Source organism: Streptacidiphilus sp. EB103A (genome assembly GCF_041261405.1).
Classification (GTDB): Bacteria; Actinomycetota; Actinomycetes; order Streptomycetales; family Streptomycetaceae; genus Streptacidiphilus.
The window spans coordinates 102865-116918 of sequence record NZ_JBGCAQ010000024.1 but is presented as its reverse complement, the minus strand read 5'-3'; the positions used below and the strand labels follow the sequence as shown (position 1 = coordinate 116918).

Annotated in this window: 13 protein-coding genes; 8 read left to right on the top strand and 5 right to left on the bottom strand. The window is 73.0% G+C overall.

Annotation, left to right across the window (positions count from 1 at the left end; translation table 11 throughout):
* The first annotated feature begins 118 nt into the window (after window positions 1–118).
* The 5 genes from ABH941_RS33585 (at window position 119) to rny (ending at window position 5501) form a co-directional block, all read left to right on the top strand.
* Window positions 119–1618, top strand: coding sequence for a S8 family serine peptidase (locus tag ABH941_RS33585; protein WP_370133403.1), 1500 nt, complete (start codon window positions 119–121; stop codon window positions 1616–1618).
* A gap of 16 nt (window positions 1619–1634) precedes the next feature.
* The gene (locus tag ABH941_RS33580; RefSeq protein ID WP_370133402.1) at window positions 1635–1829 is read left to right on the top strand and encodes a DUF3046 domain-containing protein; all 195 of its coding nucleotides are present in this window, start codon (window positions 1635–1637) and stop codon (window positions 1827–1829) included.
* Window positions 1830–2090: 261 nt separating this feature from the next.
* Entirely contained in the window at window positions 2091–3287 is a 1197-nt protein-coding gene (gene recA, locus ABH941_RS33575) for a recombinase RecA (RefSeq protein WP_370133401.1), read from the top strand.
* 2 nt (window positions 3288–3289) lie between these two features.
* A complete protein-coding gene (recX, locus tag ABH941_RS33570; RefSeq protein WP_370133399.1) occupies window positions 3290–3964 on the top strand; it encodes a recombination regulator RecX in 675 nt (224 codons plus the stop codon).
* Window positions 3965–4085: 121 nt separating this feature from the next.
* Window positions 4086–5501 carry a ribonuclease Y gene (rny, locus tag ABH941_RS33565; protein WP_370133397.1) on the top strand — a complete coding sequence of 472 codons (1416 nt, stop codon included), beginning with the start codon at window positions 4086–4088 and terminating at the stop codon, window positions 5499–5501.
* A gap of 162 nt (window positions 5502–5663) precedes the next feature.
* On the opposite strand, the gene ABH941_RS33560 is transcribed toward rny, so the two are convergent.
* The 4 genes from ABH941_RS33560 to ABH941_RS33545 all read right to left on the bottom strand — a co-directional run bounded on the left by ABH941_RS33560 (window position 5664) and on the right by ABH941_RS33545 (window position 9638).
* The gene (locus tag ABH941_RS33560) at window positions 5664–6059 is read right to left on the bottom strand and encodes a rhodanese-like domain-containing protein (RefSeq protein ID WP_370133395.1); all 396 of its coding nucleotides are present in this window, start codon (window positions 6057–6059) and stop codon (window positions 5664–5666) included.
* A gap of 3 nt (window positions 6060–6062) precedes the next feature.
* A complete protein-coding gene (locus ABH941_RS33555) occupies window positions 6063–6584 on the bottom strand; it encodes a cysteine dioxygenase (RefSeq protein ID WP_370133394.1) in 522 nt (173 codons plus the stop codon).
* A gap of 502 nt (window positions 6585–7086) precedes the next feature.
* Window positions 7087–8703, bottom strand: coding sequence for an FAD-dependent monooxygenase (locus ABH941_RS33550; protein ID WP_370133393.1), 1617 nt, complete (start codon window positions 8701–8703; stop codon window positions 7087–7089).
* Between the two features lie 191 nt (window positions 8704–8894).
* Window positions 8895–9638 carry an amino acid ABC transporter ATP-binding protein gene (locus ABH941_RS33545; RefSeq protein ID WP_370133392.1) on the bottom strand — a complete coding sequence of 248 codons (744 nt, stop codon included), beginning with the start codon at window positions 9636–9638 and terminating at the stop codon, window positions 8895–8897.
* 242 nt (window positions 9639–9880) lie between these two features.
* Between ABH941_RS33545 and ABH941_RS33540 the strand changes: the two genes are divergently transcribed.
* Window positions 9881–10630 carry a response regulator transcription factor gene (locus tag ABH941_RS33540; RefSeq protein WP_370133390.1) on the top strand — a complete coding sequence of 250 codons (750 nt, stop codon included), beginning with the start codon at window positions 9881–9883 and terminating at the stop codon, window positions 10628–10630.
* Window positions 10630–12087, top strand: coding sequence for an ATP-binding protein (locus ABH941_RS33535; protein WP_370133388.1), 1458 nt, complete (start codon window positions 10630–10632; stop codon window positions 12085–12087). Before ABH941_RS33540 ends, ABH941_RS33535 begins: the two co-directional genes overlap by 1 nt.
* A 3-nt stretch (window positions 12088–12090) precedes the next feature.
* Here the strand turns inward: ABH941_RS33535 and ABH941_RS33530 are convergent, their stop codons facing one another.
* Window positions 12091–12900, bottom strand: coding sequence for a class I SAM-dependent methyltransferase (locus ABH941_RS33530; protein WP_370133386.1), 810 nt, complete (start codon window positions 12898–12900; stop codon window positions 12091–12093).
* Window positions 12901–13085: 185 nt separating this feature from the next.
* Between ABH941_RS33530 and ABH941_RS33525 the strand changes: the two genes are divergently transcribed.
* Window positions 13086–14042 carry an alpha/beta fold hydrolase gene (locus tag ABH941_RS33525; protein ID WP_370133384.1) on the top strand — a complete coding sequence of 319 codons (957 nt, stop codon included), beginning with the start codon at window positions 13086–13088 and terminating at the stop codon, window positions 14040–14042.
* Window positions 14043–14054 lie beyond the last annotated feature (12 nt).

The following is a 14054-nucleotide window of genomic DNA, read 5'->3' as shown; positions in this document are numbered from 1 at the left end:
GGGCGCGGAACGGCGGATCAGCGCGAGCGTGATCGCATATCCGCTCATATCGTATGAATATCCCTGGTTCCCACCGTGACGACCGGGGCTTTCTCGATCTGGAGGCCGGGTGCGTGCAGTGAGCGAGGAATGGGGAGCGGACCGCGGCGCGGGCCGCACCGCCGGGCTCGCCCGCTGTGCCGCCGTGCTGGCGCTGGCCGGGGTGCTGCTCGGCGGCGCGGTCCCCTACGACTCCGCCGAGGCCCGGCTCTCGCTCAGCTACCTGGTGGTGGGCCGTCAGAACGGCCCGGGCGCGCTGCCGGCCCTGGAACGTGCCGTGCACGACGGCGGTGGCCGGGTGGCCGCCGCCTACCCCCGGATCGGCACGGTGCTGGCGTACTCCGCCGACACGGACTTCGCCGCGAGGGTGCGCAGGGCCCCGGGTGTGCTGGTCGCCGGCGCGAGCCGGACCGCTCCGTTCGCGGATCCCGGGACCGGCGGGTCCGGCTCGGTCGCCACCGGCGGGTCCGGACCCGGCCCCGCTGGGCAGGGCCCGACTGCCCAGGACGCCCTGCCCCGCGACGACACCCCGCCTGCCCCCGACCCGCACGGGCAACCGCAGTGGAACCAGCGGATGCTGGCGGGCGGCCCGCTCCCCGCCGTGGCCAGGTTGCGCGGCACCGTGGTCGCGGTGCTCGACTCCGGGGTCGACGACACCCATCCGGACCTGCGCCAGGCCGTCGATCCGAGCCGTTCGGCCTCCTGCGCCACCGGCAGCCCGGACAGCGCCCCCGGCGCCTGGCGGCCCGACCCCGAGGTGGGCGAGAGCGGCCACGGCACCCATGTCAGCGGCATCATCGCCGCAGACCGGCCCGGCGACGGCGTGGTCGGCGTGGCTCCGGGCGTACGGATCGCCGCGGTACGGCTGCTGGGCCCGGCCGGGCAGTACTACGGCGAGAACATGGTCTGCGGCTTCCTCTGGGCGGCCGACCACGGCGCCCGGGTGATCAACGACAGCTACTTCTCCGACCCGTGGAAGTACAACTGCCCGGAGAACCCGGACCAGGCCGCCGTCATCGCCGCCGTCGGCCGGGCGGTGGCCTACGCCCAGCAGCGCGGCGCCGTGGTGGTCGCCTCGGCCGGCAACGACGCCCAGGACCTGGGCGCACCGCGCACCGACGACCGCAGCCCGAACGACCGGGCCGACGGCGCTCCCCAGCCCGACCGCCATCTCGGCGCCGAGTGCATCCGTCTCCCCGGCGGCCTGCCCGGAGTGGTCGACGTGACCGCCGTGGACGCCGACGGCAGCCTCGCCGGGTACTCCAACTGGGGTGCGGGCCGGGTGCAGCTGGCGGCGCCGGGCGGGGATCCCGACGGCGGACCCGACCAGTCGGTGGTGTCCGACTGGCCCGGTGGCGGCTACGCGGCCCTGGCCGGCACCTCCATGGCCGCCGCCCATGTCAGCGGCGCCGCCGCGGCGGAGGCGGCACTGCACCCGCAGGCCGGCAGTGCGGAACTGGTGCGGCTGCTGGAGCAGTCGGCGCTCCCGGTGCAGTGCCCGTCCGGGAAGGTGGGCGGCAGCGGCTGCCCGGGTGCGGCGTACTACGGCTACGGCCTGGTCGAACTGCCGACCCGCTAGACCGATACTGGACGCCATGCGCTTGACGGAGTTCTGGAAGAGGATGGACGCCCACTTCGGGGCGGCGTACGCGGAAAGCTTCGCGCGGGACCATGTGATGACCGAGCTGGGCGGCCGCACGGTGCATCAGGCCCTGGACGCGGGCTGGGAGGCCAAGGACGTCTGGCGGGTGGTCTGTGCCGTCATGGACGTGCCGTCATCGCTGCGGTGAAGGGTGGCGCCGGCCACGGGACGGGCGTGCGGGGGTGCGCGACGCGCCGGTGCGGCAGGGGAAAGCACAGCTCAGGACGGTGATCGAGGTGAGCAGGATGGGTCGGGTGTGAGCATTGCGGGTGAATCGAACTAACGTTCCCTATACTGGGCGACGGCGAGTTGTCCACAGGCCCGGGTCCGCACGGCGGCCGATTGTCAGTGGTGCGCGCTAGCGTCTTTGGTGATGAAGCGCTCAGCACAGACCCCCAGGACGGAATCCATGGCAGCGAATGACCGCGAGCGGGCCCTCGAGACCGCGCTCGCCCAGATTGAACGGCAGTTCGGCAAGGGCTCGGTGATGCGTCTCGGCGACGAGACGCGTGCCCCGATCGAGGTCATCCCGACCGGCTCGATCGCGCTGGACATCGCCCTCGGCGTCGGCGGCCTGCCGCGCGGCCGGGTGGTGGAGGTGTACGGCCCGGAGTCCTCCGGCAAGACCACCCTCACCCTGCACGCGGTGGCCAACGCCCAGAAGGCCGGCGGCATCGTCGCCTTCATCGACGCCGAGCACGCGCTCGACCCCGACTACGCCAAGAAGCTCGGCGTGGACACCGACGCGCTGCTGGTCTCCCAGCCGGACACCGGTGAGCAGGCGCTGGAGATCACGGACATGCTGATCCGTTCCGGCGCGGTCGACCTGATCGTCATCGACTCGGTGGCGGCCCTGGTGCCCCGCGCCGAGATCGAGGGCGAGATGGGCGACTCGCACGTCGGTCTGCAGGCCCGGCTGATGAGCCAGGCGCTGCGCAAGATCACCGGTGCGCTGAGCCAGTCCAAGACCACCGCGATCTTCATCAACCAGCTCCGGGAGAAGGTCGGCGTGATGTTCGGCTCCCCGGAGACCACCACTGGTGGCCGGGCGCTGAAGTTCTACGCCTCGGTGCGGCTGGACATCCGCCGGATCGAGACCCTGAAGGACGGCACCGAGGCGGTCGGCAACCGCACCCGGGTCAAGGTGGTCAAGAACAAGGTCGCCTCGCCGTTCAAGCAGGCCGAGTTCGACATCATCTACGGCCAGGGCATCAGCCGCGAGGGCGGCCTGATCGACATGGGCGTGGAGCAGGGCTTCGTGCGCAAGGCCGGCGCCTGGTACACCTACGAGGGCGACCAGCTGGGCCAGGGCAAGGAGAACGCCCGCAACTTCCTCCGGGACAACCCCGAGCTGGCCGATGAGATCGAGACGAAGATCAAGGAGAAGCTCGGCGTCGGGCCGCGCAAGGTCGAGGGCGCCACGCCCGCGGTCAAGGAGATCACCCCGGTGGTGAAGTCGGTGACCACCCGCGCCAGCAAGGCCAGGGCGGAGAAGGCGGCCGCGGCTGCGGCGACCCCCGTGGTTCCCGAGCCCGCTGCCCCGGAGGCGGCCCCGGCCGCTCCCGCGACGCCGGCCGAGCCGGTGGCTGCCGCGGCCAAGTCCTGACCGTGCTGCCGGAGCGCGAGGCCTGGGGGCCGCTCGACTGGTCGGTCAACGGTGTCGGCGGGGAGGGGTTCGATCTCCTCCCCGCCGACACCGAGCCCCTGCCTGACCCGTCAGTGGACGAGCAGCCCGAGGAGCAGGCCCCCGACGGGCTCCCGGGTGAGCCGAAGGACCCGGTCGCGCAGGCGAAGGCGCTCTGCCTGCGGCTGCTCACCGGATCGTCGAAGACCCGGAAGCAGCTCGCCGACGCGATGCGCAAGCGGGAGATCCCGGACGACGTCGCCCAGGAGGTGCTGGACCGCTACGAGGAGGTCGGGCTGATCGACGACAGCGCCTTCGCCGGCGCCTGGGTCGAGTCGCGGCACCGCGGCCGGGGCCTGGCACGCCGGGCCCTGGCGATGGAGCTGCGCAGCCGGGGCGTGGACAACGGGGTGGTGGCCGAGGCCGTCGCCCAGCTGGATCCGGAGCGCGAGGCGGAGACGGCTCGCGAGCTGGTCGAGCGCAAGCTCCGTTCGACCCGGGGTCTGGAACGGCAGGTCCGGATCCGGCGCCTCGCCGGGATGCTGGCCCGGCGCGGCTACTCGGAGGGGCTGGCGCTGCGGGTCGTCCGAGCCGCGTTGGACCGGGAGGAGCTGGACCAGGAGGGGCTGGAGCAGCAGGACGGGGATCCACTGGAGTGAACACCTGGAGGACAGGGCAAGGAGGTTGTGTAAACCGGCTGGTGACGGATGGTCAGATCTGATCGCTATCTTGACCGTTTCGTAACCTACCCGTAGCCTCGCCTTCAGTGAGGGAGGGCCAATGGAGATCGCGCTTGTCGTATTGGCCGGTCTGGCCCTGGCGGCGATGCTGTACGCCGTTTTCACCCATCGCCGCCGCAGTCGCGAGGAAGCGGCCGGACTGCGCACCGAATGGGAACGCCGCGAACTCCGCAGTACCGAGCGCGAACGACGACTGGACGAGGAGCAGCGGCGGCTGCACGCCTGCGCCGTGGACGCGGCCGAGATCCAGGCGGTACTCGCCAGGCAGCGCGAGGAGCTGCGGGCCGAGGCGGCCCTGGCGGAGGCCGAACGGCGGCTGGCCCTGGAGCGGGTCGCCGGTCTGACCGGTGCCCAGGCCAGGGCCGAGATCGTGCGTGCGGCCGAGGAACAGGCCAAGCGGGAGGCGGTCCGTACGGTCCGCGAGATCGAGCGCAGGGCCCGTGTTGAGGGCGAGGCCCGGGCCCGGGAGATCGTCGCCACCGCCGTCCAACGGGTGGCCGCCCAGCAGACCGCCGAGTCGGTGGTCGCCACGGTGCGGCTGCCGGGGGACGACATGAAGGGCCGGATCATCGGCCGCGAGGGCCGCAACATCCGCTCCTTCGAGTCCGTCACCGGTGTCAGCCTGGTGATCGACGACACCCCCGCCTCCGTCCTGCTGTCCTGCTTCGATCCGGTGCGCCGGGAGGTCGGCCGACTCACCCTTGAGGCCCTGGTGGCGGACGGCAGGATCCAGCCGCTGCGGATAGAGGAGGAGTACGAGCGCAGCCTCGCCGCGGTGGAGCGGCAGTGCGAGCGGGCGGCCGAGGACGCGCTCGCCGAGGTCGGCGTCGGCGAGATGCATCCCGAGCTGCTGCGGCTGCTGGGCCGGCTCCGCTACCGCAGCTCCTACGGCCAGAACGTGCTGGGCCATCTGGTCGAGTCCGCCCACATCGCCGGGATGATGGCCGCGGAGCTGCGGGTGGACCCGGCGCTGGTGAAGCGCTGCACGCTGCTCCATGACGTGGGCAAGGCGGTCACCCACGAGGTGGAGGGCAGCCATGCGCTGATCGGGGCCGAGTTGGCGCGCCGCTACGGTGAGGCGGAGGAAGTCGTGCATGCGATAGAGGCGCACCACAACGAGGTCGACCCGCAGACCGTCGAAGCGGTGCTGACGCAGGCGGCGGACGCCTGCTCCGGCGGGCGCCCCGGTGCGCGCCGGGAGTCGCTGGAGCTGTACGCCCGTCGGCTGGAGCGCCTGGAGCAGATCGCCCGCCGCCACGAGGGCGTGCACAAGGTCTTCGCCATGCAGGCCGGGCGGGAGGTCAGGGTGATGGTGCTGCCGGAGGCCGTGGACGACCTCCAGGCCCAGGTCATCGCCAGGGACGTGGCCAAGCAGGTGGAGGAGGAGCTGACCTATCCCGGGCAGATACGGATCACCGTGATCAGGGAGAGTCGGGCCACCGAATTCGCCCGGTAGGACGGGGGTTTCTGTTTGGACTTCGGCTGCGGACCGTAGCGGGCATGTCGCGCAGTTCCCCGCGCCCCTGGGGGCTGCAACTGACCCACTGTGAGAAAATTGCACTATCAGGGGCGCGGGGAACTGCGCGACCAGCCAATTACGGTCCGCGGCCGAAAACGGTCAGAAACCCCCGTGCGCCGTCACCGGAAGGCCGGCCGCCGCCCAGGCTTGGAACCCGCCGATCAGGTCGGTGGCGCGGCTCAGCCCCAGCGCCTGCAGCGAGCGGGCCGCCAGGCTGGAGGCGTAGCCCTCGTTGCAGAACACGATGATCCGCAGATCGTGCCCGGTCGCCTCGGGCAGCCGGTAGTCGCACAGCGGATCCAGACGCCACTCCAGTTCGTTCCGTTCCACCACCAGCGCTCCGGGAACGGTCCCGTCCCGGTCCCGCAGCGCCGCGTAGCGGATGTCCACCAGCACGGCCCCGGACTCCGACACCGCCGCGGCGGCCTGCTCGGGGCTCAGCCGGTCCAGCTTTTCGCGCTCGCGTTCGAGCAGTTCATCGATGCCGACCGCCATGGGTCACCACTCCTCGGGGATCTCGACCAGCGCCAGCCGCAGCACGTCGCCGCTGCGCTCATAGCGTCGCAGCCTGGGCAGCGGCGGGTAGTAGCAGTGCACCGAGACGGCGTGCCGATCCTCGGAGGGGTTGATCACCTGGTGCACATGGTGCGGACCGAAGGACCGGCCCCGCCCCTCGGGCAGGCTGCGCTGCCGGTCGACCCCCTCCTCCAGTTCCAGGCTGCGCCAGCCGTCGGTGGGGATGGGCAGCCCCAGCGACAGCTCGCTGAGCTCCCCGTCCACGGTGACGAAGGCCCCGCTGGAGCCGCCGTGGTCGTGCCAGCCGGTCTCCGACCGGGGCGGCCAGCCGATCAGCCAGGCCTCGCTCCCGAGCGGACCTTCGAGGCGGACCCAGGTGCGCCGCCCGGGGTCGAGCGGCAGCTGTGCCAGTGCCGCCGGATCGGCGGCGGTCGCCCTGACGAAGTCCAGCATCTCGGTGAGGGTGGGGGCCGGCGTTCCTGTGCGGGTACGGGTGGTCGACATGGGGGCATCCTGAGGTCTGAAGGCGGCCGGGTGCGCGGAAGCGATGCGCGGCGCCGCGCACGGCCGCACCGACGGCAGGAGGAGCTGCCGGGGTGCGGGAGGACACGGAGCTGCGGGGGTACGGCACAGCGACCCCGGGAACGGGGCGTGCGCGAAGGTGCGGCGAAGCGGCCGCGACAGGTGCGGTGGGATCTACCGGGGCAGGACGGCTGCTAGCCGGCCGTACACAGGGCGCCTACGTACCGGACCAGGTCCAGGTGGGCGCGGCGGACCAGACGGACGCTGGTCGCACCGGTGAGGGGCAGCACTCCGACGTCCCGGGGGGCGACACCCGAGCTCTCCGCCGAAACACCGAGTGGCCGAAGCCACCTGCACTGCTGCCGCATGGGCGCCAGTGAAGCACGGAGCAGGGTGATCGTCAACACTGATCCTGCGTCAGATACCGGTCGGACAGCCCTGGAATCGCAGCCCTGCCACGGCCCGCCGAGCTGCCGCGTGCCGCTCAGGCCCGGTCACTGCCGACGCGCGTGTCGGTGGGCCGGGCCACACCGGCGGTCCGCGGCGTCGGCAGCTCGGCGGAGCCGCCGCGGGCCCGGTCGGCGAGCGCCCACAGATCGTCCGGACGGCAGCCGCGGAGCGCGGCGACCAGATGGCCGTCCGGGCGGATCAGCAGCACGGTGTGCGGCGGGGCGGACGGGTACTCCTCGGTGACCAGCAGTTCGGCGGGCAGCGGCAGCGCCCTGGTGGCCTCGCTGAGCTGCGGCATCAGACCGGCGCCGAGCCAGTGCTCGACCGCCCACACCCCGGTGCCCGGGGCGACCAGCACCACCAGGAACCCCCGGCCCAGCCTGGCCCGCAGCCGGTCCGCGGAGCCGTCCGGGGTCACCACCGGAACATCGGGGACCAGCACTCCCGGGCTGGTCGGCGACAGCGCCGGGCTCAGCGACGGACGGTTCCGCTCGGGGTAGGCCGGGGCCGCGCCGAGCCGGCCGCGTCCCAGGCTCCCGTCGGACAGCAGGGTCGCGTTGCGGCGCAGCGATCCGGAGAGCACGCTGCGCCGGGCCTCCAGCAGCGGTGTGGCCGGTTCCAGCAGCGGCATGGCCTGGTCGACCGCCCGCAGCCGGGCGATCACCGAACTGCGGCGCTCCTGCTGATAGGTCGTCAGCAGCCTCTCGGTGGCGCAGTTGTGCCAGACCAGGGCGAGTTTCCAGGCCAGGTTGTCGGCGTCGCGCAGGCCCTCGTCCAGGTTCTGCATCCCGAGCGCGCCGAGCAGGTGCGCCGCGTCGCCGGCCAGGAAGACCCGGCCGACCTGGAAGCGGGTGGCCAGCCGCTGCTGCACGGTGTAGTCGGCGGTGGTGACCAGCTCGTACCCGGGGACGGTGCCCTCGTGCCAGCTGGCCAGGGTGGCCTGGAGCTGCTCGACCAGGGCGTCGGGGGCGAGCGGCCGCTGCCGGACCGGCAGCCGCCAGTCGAGCCGCCAGACGCCGTCCGGCAGCGGGCGGGCGGTCACCTCGCGGCTGACCTGGGCCCGGTCGCTGTGCGCGTCCCGGTGCAGCCGGGCCTCGCCGGGGAAGGGGAGGTCGACGCGGACGGTGGCGACGGCGTAGTGGTCGGCGGCGGTTCGCCCGGGGAAGCGCAGCTGCAGCTGCTTGCGCACAGTGGAGCGCGGTCCGTCGCAGCCGACCAGATGGCTGCCGCGCCACCAGGTGCGCCGGGCGTGCACACTGACCCCGTCCTCGTCCTGTTCGATCTCGCTGACCGGCGAGTCGTGGACCAGCTCGATCAGCGGGGTGGCGGACACGGCGTCGCGCAGCCCGCGCTCCAGCCGGTGCTGGGCCAGGTGCAGCAGCTCGTCGTCGGGCAGCGGCAGGTGCAGCAGCTCGCGGTTGCGCCGCAGGGTGCGCCAGGAGGTCCAGGCGCGGCCGTCGGCGGCGACCCGGGCGTAGCCGATCCTGGCCAGGAACTCGGTGGTGTCGGCGCGCAGCACGGTCGAGCGCGCCCCCTCGGGAGACACTCCGGCGCCGTCGTCCAGGACGACGGTGGGCACCTGGTGGCGCGCGAGCGCCAGAGCCAGCGCCAGCCCGACCGGGCCGGCGCCGACGATGATCACGGGGTCCACGGCTGCCTCTCGACTCCGACGGGGCCGCCCGCGGCCTGGACGCCGACGGGTGCCGGACTTCCGGTGCGGGCAGGACCGGTCCTGGAGTCACTGCAACAGATCGCCTGGTGCGGCGTCAAGCAGCTTCGGGGGTACGCCGGTTCGTGGCGCGGCCCACCCGCGCTCGCGCCGCGCCCGCCCCGGCGGGCACGTCAGCGCTGCGCGCCCCCACTCGCCCCACCGGCCAGGAAATCACGGGCGCGGGCGGTGCGCGGGGTGGTGAAGAACTCCTCCGGGGTGGCGCGCTCGATGATGCGGCCGCCTGCCATGAAGAGGATCCGGTCGGCGGCGGCACGGGCGAAGGCGGGATCGCTGGTGGCGAGCAGTGCGGCCATACCGTCGGCGGCGAGGCCGCGCAGCACGGTGGGGGCGCCGGGGCCGCAGGGCTCGTCCAGCAGCAGCAGCCGGGGATTGGCCGCCAGGGCCCGGGCTATCGAGACCAGCTGGCGCTGGCCGTTGGTCAGCTCCCAGGGGTAGCTGGCCGCGCAGTCGCCCGCGCCCACCTGTTCGAGCAGGCCCTGCGCCCGCCGGGTGGCCTCGGCCTGGGTCAGCCGCCGTAGCCAGGCCTGTCCCAGGGTGACGTTCTGCAGGACGGTCCGGTAGGCGAACAGCTCTCCGGGACCCGGAGCGGGACGGTGCCTTCCGGGCAGCCAGCGCCGCCGGGGGAGCAGCTTCCGGCCCTCGACGCTGATGCTTCCGGAGTCGATCCGCTCGACCCCGTTGATCGCCCGGAACAGCGTGGACTTCCCGGCGCCGACCGGGCCGAGCACCGCGACGATCTCCCCGGCGCGCAGATCGAGGTCGATCTCGTGCAGGACCTGCACCAGTCCGTGGCGCTTGCTGACACCGCGCAGGGCGACCAGGCTTGCGTCCTCCTGCTGCACGCCGTCGCGCACGTCGGTGCCCCCTCGCCCACTGGTGATCAGCTCAGACGATATGCCTGCTCGCGGGAGTGAAGCGAAACATCTGAGCGGGATTTGAGGTAGCAGGGTTCCATCGCAGCATCGCAGCTCGGTAACGGTCCGTGTGCTCCCGGGGACTGCCCCTTGACCGGGAGGGCACAACCGGGATGGGGTACTGCACACGGGAATGCCCGGAACCGACCGGCCCGAGGGCCCCGACCGTAGAGGAGTCGACCGTGCGCCTGCTCCTCGTCGAGGACGACGACCATGTGGCCGCCGCGCTGGTGGCCGTGCTGACCAAGCACGGCTTCGAGGTGCGCCATGCCAGGACCGGCAACGAGGCACTGGACGCCCTGGTGCCGGACGGACGCGGCCCCTACCGGGTGGTGCTGCTGGACCTGGGGCTGCCCGACCGGGACGGCTTCGACGTCTGCGGCCAGATCCGGCGGCGCGGCGGCATCCCGGTGATCATGGTCACGGCGCGCTCGGACATCAACTCCCGGATCCACGGACTGAACCTCGGCGCCGACGACTACGTGGTGAAGCCCTACGACATGGGCGAACTGCTGGCCCGGATCCACGCGGTCGCCCGGCGCGGCACCGCTCCGCAGCCCGCCGCCGACCAGGCGCGCCCGGCCGAGACGGCCGCCGAGCGGATCAGCCGCTCCTGCGGTCTGCGGCTGGACCCGGCCGCCCGCCGGGCCCTGGTCCACGACCGGGACGTGCCGCTGACCCGCAAGGAGTACGACCTGCTGGCGCTGCTGGCGCAGAGCCCCGGGGTGGTGATCCGCCGCGAGCAGATCATCAGCGAGGTCTGGCGCAGCAGCTGGGAGGGGACCTCACGGACCCTGGAGGTCCATGTCGCCTCGCTGCGGCAGAAGCTCGCCGTCCCCTCGCTGATCGAGACGGTGCGCGGGGTCGGCTACCGGCTGGTCATCGACTCCGATGGGGAGCAGAACCCGCCGGCCGCTCCGGCCGCCGGTTGATGCGTACTCGCCTGCTCGGCATCCTGCTGGCCCTGATGGCCTGTGTGCTGGTCGCCCTCGGTCTGCCGCTCGCTGTCAGCGAGGCGGCCGCCGAGCAGCAGCGCCTGGTCGTGGACCGGATCGACGACACCGCGCGCTTCGCCGCTCTGGCCCAGAACCCGATCGGCCAGTCCGGCACGTCGACGGCGCAGGAACAGCTGCGCACCCTCACCACGGAGCTGCGCCGCTACTACGACGTCTACGGCATCAGGGCCGGCGTGTTCGGGCTCTCCGGAAAACCGGTCACCGCCGACCCGTCCAACTGGACCGACGCCGCACAGGGCGCATCGGCCCAGGCCTTCATGGAGGCCCTGGACGGGCGGCGCAGCCACGACCCGGCGCAGGCCTGGCCCTGGCAGTCGCACCGCGAACTGGTGGTCGCCTCGCCGGTGGTCTGGGACGGGGACGTGGTCGCCGTGGTGGTCACCGAGTCGCCCACCGGGGCGCTGGACGCCCGGATCCTGCGTCACTGGCTGCTGCTCGCCGGGGGTGAGGCAGGCGCCGTGCTGGTGGCCGTCGCTGCCGCGGTGCTGCTCACCGGCTGGGTGCTGCGTCCGGTCCAGGACCTGGACAAGGTGACCCATGACATCGCCACCGGACGGCTCGCCTCGCGGGTCGCCCCGGCCGGCGGGCCGCCCGAACTGCGGCGGCTGGCCCGGGCCTTCAACGAGATGGCGGACCATGTCGAGCAGGTCCTGGACCAGCAGCGGGCCTTTGTCGCGGATGCCTCGCACCAACTGCGCAATCCGCTGGCGGCGCTGATGCTGCGGGTCGAGGCCATGGGGATGGAGCTGCCGGACGGCCATGACGACGAGCTGGCCGGGGTCCGGGTGGAGGGGCGCAGGCTGGCCTCGGTGCTGGACGACCTGCTGGGCCTGGCCGTCGCGGAGCACGCGGGTCACGGCGCCGAGCCGACGGACCTGTCCGCGCTCGCCGCGGTGCGGGTCGAGGGCTGGACGGCGCTGGCCGGCGAGCGCGGGGTCGGCCTGGACTTCGAGCAGCCGGCCGGCCCACTGCTGGGGCTCGCCGACCCGGTCGGATTCGGCAGCGCGCTGGACGCGGTGATCGACAACGCCCTCAAGTTCACCCCGGTGGGGGAGCGGGTGCGGGTGTCGGTGCTGGCCGAGAGCGCTGCCGGGCGGGTCGCGGTCGCGGTCTCGGACGCGGGTCCCGGCCTGACCGAGGAGGAGCTGGACCGGATCGGCGACCGCTTCTGGCGCAGCCCGCGCCACCAGAACGTGGACGGCTCCGGGCTCGGTCTCTCCATCGCCAGGACCCTGCTGGCCGCCTCCGGGGGCTCGCTGGAGTTCGACCCCAACGAGCCGCGCGGGCTGACCGTCACCCTGGCCGTCCCCTCGGCAGGTGGGTCGGCAGGCGGGTCGGTAGCTGGGTCGGCGTCGGCGGAACGGCGGACCTGACGGTCAGACCCGGCAGAGCACCTCGCCGTGCAGCACGCTGAACCAGCCGTCCGGGTCGGCTGCCCAGCTGTCCCAGCCGGCCGAGATCCGCTTCAGGTCGTCCTCGGTGGCGAAACCCCCGTCCACGGCCTGGGCGGCGATCGCCGAGGCAGTGATCCGCTCCGCCCACATGCCGCCCCACCAGGCACGTTCCTCGTCGGAGGCGTAGCACCAGGTGCTGGATCCCGAGTGGATCTCCTCGAAGCCGGCCGCCCGCGCCCAGGACCGCAGCATCCGTCCCGCCTCCGGCTCCCCGACGTTGCTCCGGGCGACGCGGTGGTACAGCGCGTTCCACTCGTCCAGCTCGGGCCGGGCCGGGAACCAGGTGAAGGCGGCGTAGTCGGAGTCGCGGGCCGCGACCACCCCGCCGGGGCGGCAGACCCGGCGCATCTCCCGCAGCGCCTGCACCGGGTCGGCGACATGCTGCAGCACCTGGTGGGCGTGGACCACGTCGAAGGAGTCGTCCGGATAGGGCAGCGCGTGGACGTCGGCGGTCCCGAAGACGATGCCCTCGACGCCGGCCTCGACGGCCGTCCGCTCGGCCTGCGCCACCACCTCGGCGGAGCTGTCCACGGCGGTGACCCGGCCCGGGGCCACCAGCCCGGCCAGGTCGGCGGTGATGGTGCCGGGGCCGCAGCCGACGTCCAGCAGCTCCTGACCCCGCTTCAGCTCCGGTACCAGGTAGGCCGCGGAGTTGGCGGCGGTGCGCCAGCTGTGCGAGCGCAGCACGGAGGCGTGGAACCCGTGGGTGTAGGTGGCCTTGCCGCTCATCATGGTCTCCCTGTCGGTCCGTCAGCAGAACTTCCGTCACTCCGAACTCTAGGCAGTGTCTCTCTGGTCGAGAAGATTTGTCTCGTACCATGGGACGCCGAATTGCCTCGGCGCAACCATTGACCACGCCAGTGCCCACTGGCACATTGGCGCGTGACAGGGAACCGCGCAGGCGGAAGGGAACGACGATGATCCCCGGGGCCACCGAGCACCGAGTGCCCGCAGGCGATGTGGAGCTCGACGTTGTCGAGGCCGGCGACGCCACCCGGCCCACGCTGCTCTTCCTGCACGGCTACCCCGACTGCAAACAGGTCTGGGAACCGGTGATGAGCCGGCTCGCCGACCGCTACCACGTCGTCGCCTATGACGTCCGCGGCGCCGGGCAGTCCACCGCGCCCGCGCCCCGCGCCGAGAACTACCTGCTGGAACGGCTGGAGGACGACGTCCTCGCGGTCCTCGACGCCCTCGCTCCCTACGGTCCGGTCCACCTGGTCGGCCACGACTGGGGCTCGGTCCAGGGCTGGGAGTTCGCCACCTCGCCCCGGCTGTGCGGCGGCCTCGCCTCGTTCACCAGCATCTCCGGCCCCTGCCTGGACCACTTCGGCCTGTGGATGCGGGCCCGGCTGCGCCGTCCCACGCTCCGTCACCTGGTCCAGGCCGCCGGGCAGGGGATGCGCTCCTGGTACGTCTACGCCTTCCAGGTGCCCAGAGTGCCCGAGCTGCTCTGGCGCGGTCCGCTGGGGCGGCACTGGCCCGCGGTGCGCCGTGCCCTGGAGCGGCTGCCCGCGGCGGACGACCGCCCCTCGGCCACGCTGCCGGAGGACGCGGCCAACGGCACCTGGCTCTACCGGGCCAACGTCCGGACCCGGATGCGTCATCCGCGCCGGGACCGGGTCGCCACCGTGCCGGTCCAGTTGATCGTCCCGCTGCTGGATCCCTATCTGTCGCCGCATCTCTACGACGATCTGGACCAGTGGGCTCCGGTACTCCGTCGGCGCACCGTCCGTGCGGGCCACTGGCTCCCGCTGACCCGGCCCGACGAGCTGGCCGAGCTGATCGGCGGCTTCGTCGACGAAGTGCGTTCCGGCCTCGTAACCTCGCCCACACGCCCTCCGAAACCGGCGGTACGCTCGGTTCCGCGCTAGGGCCCTGCCGAC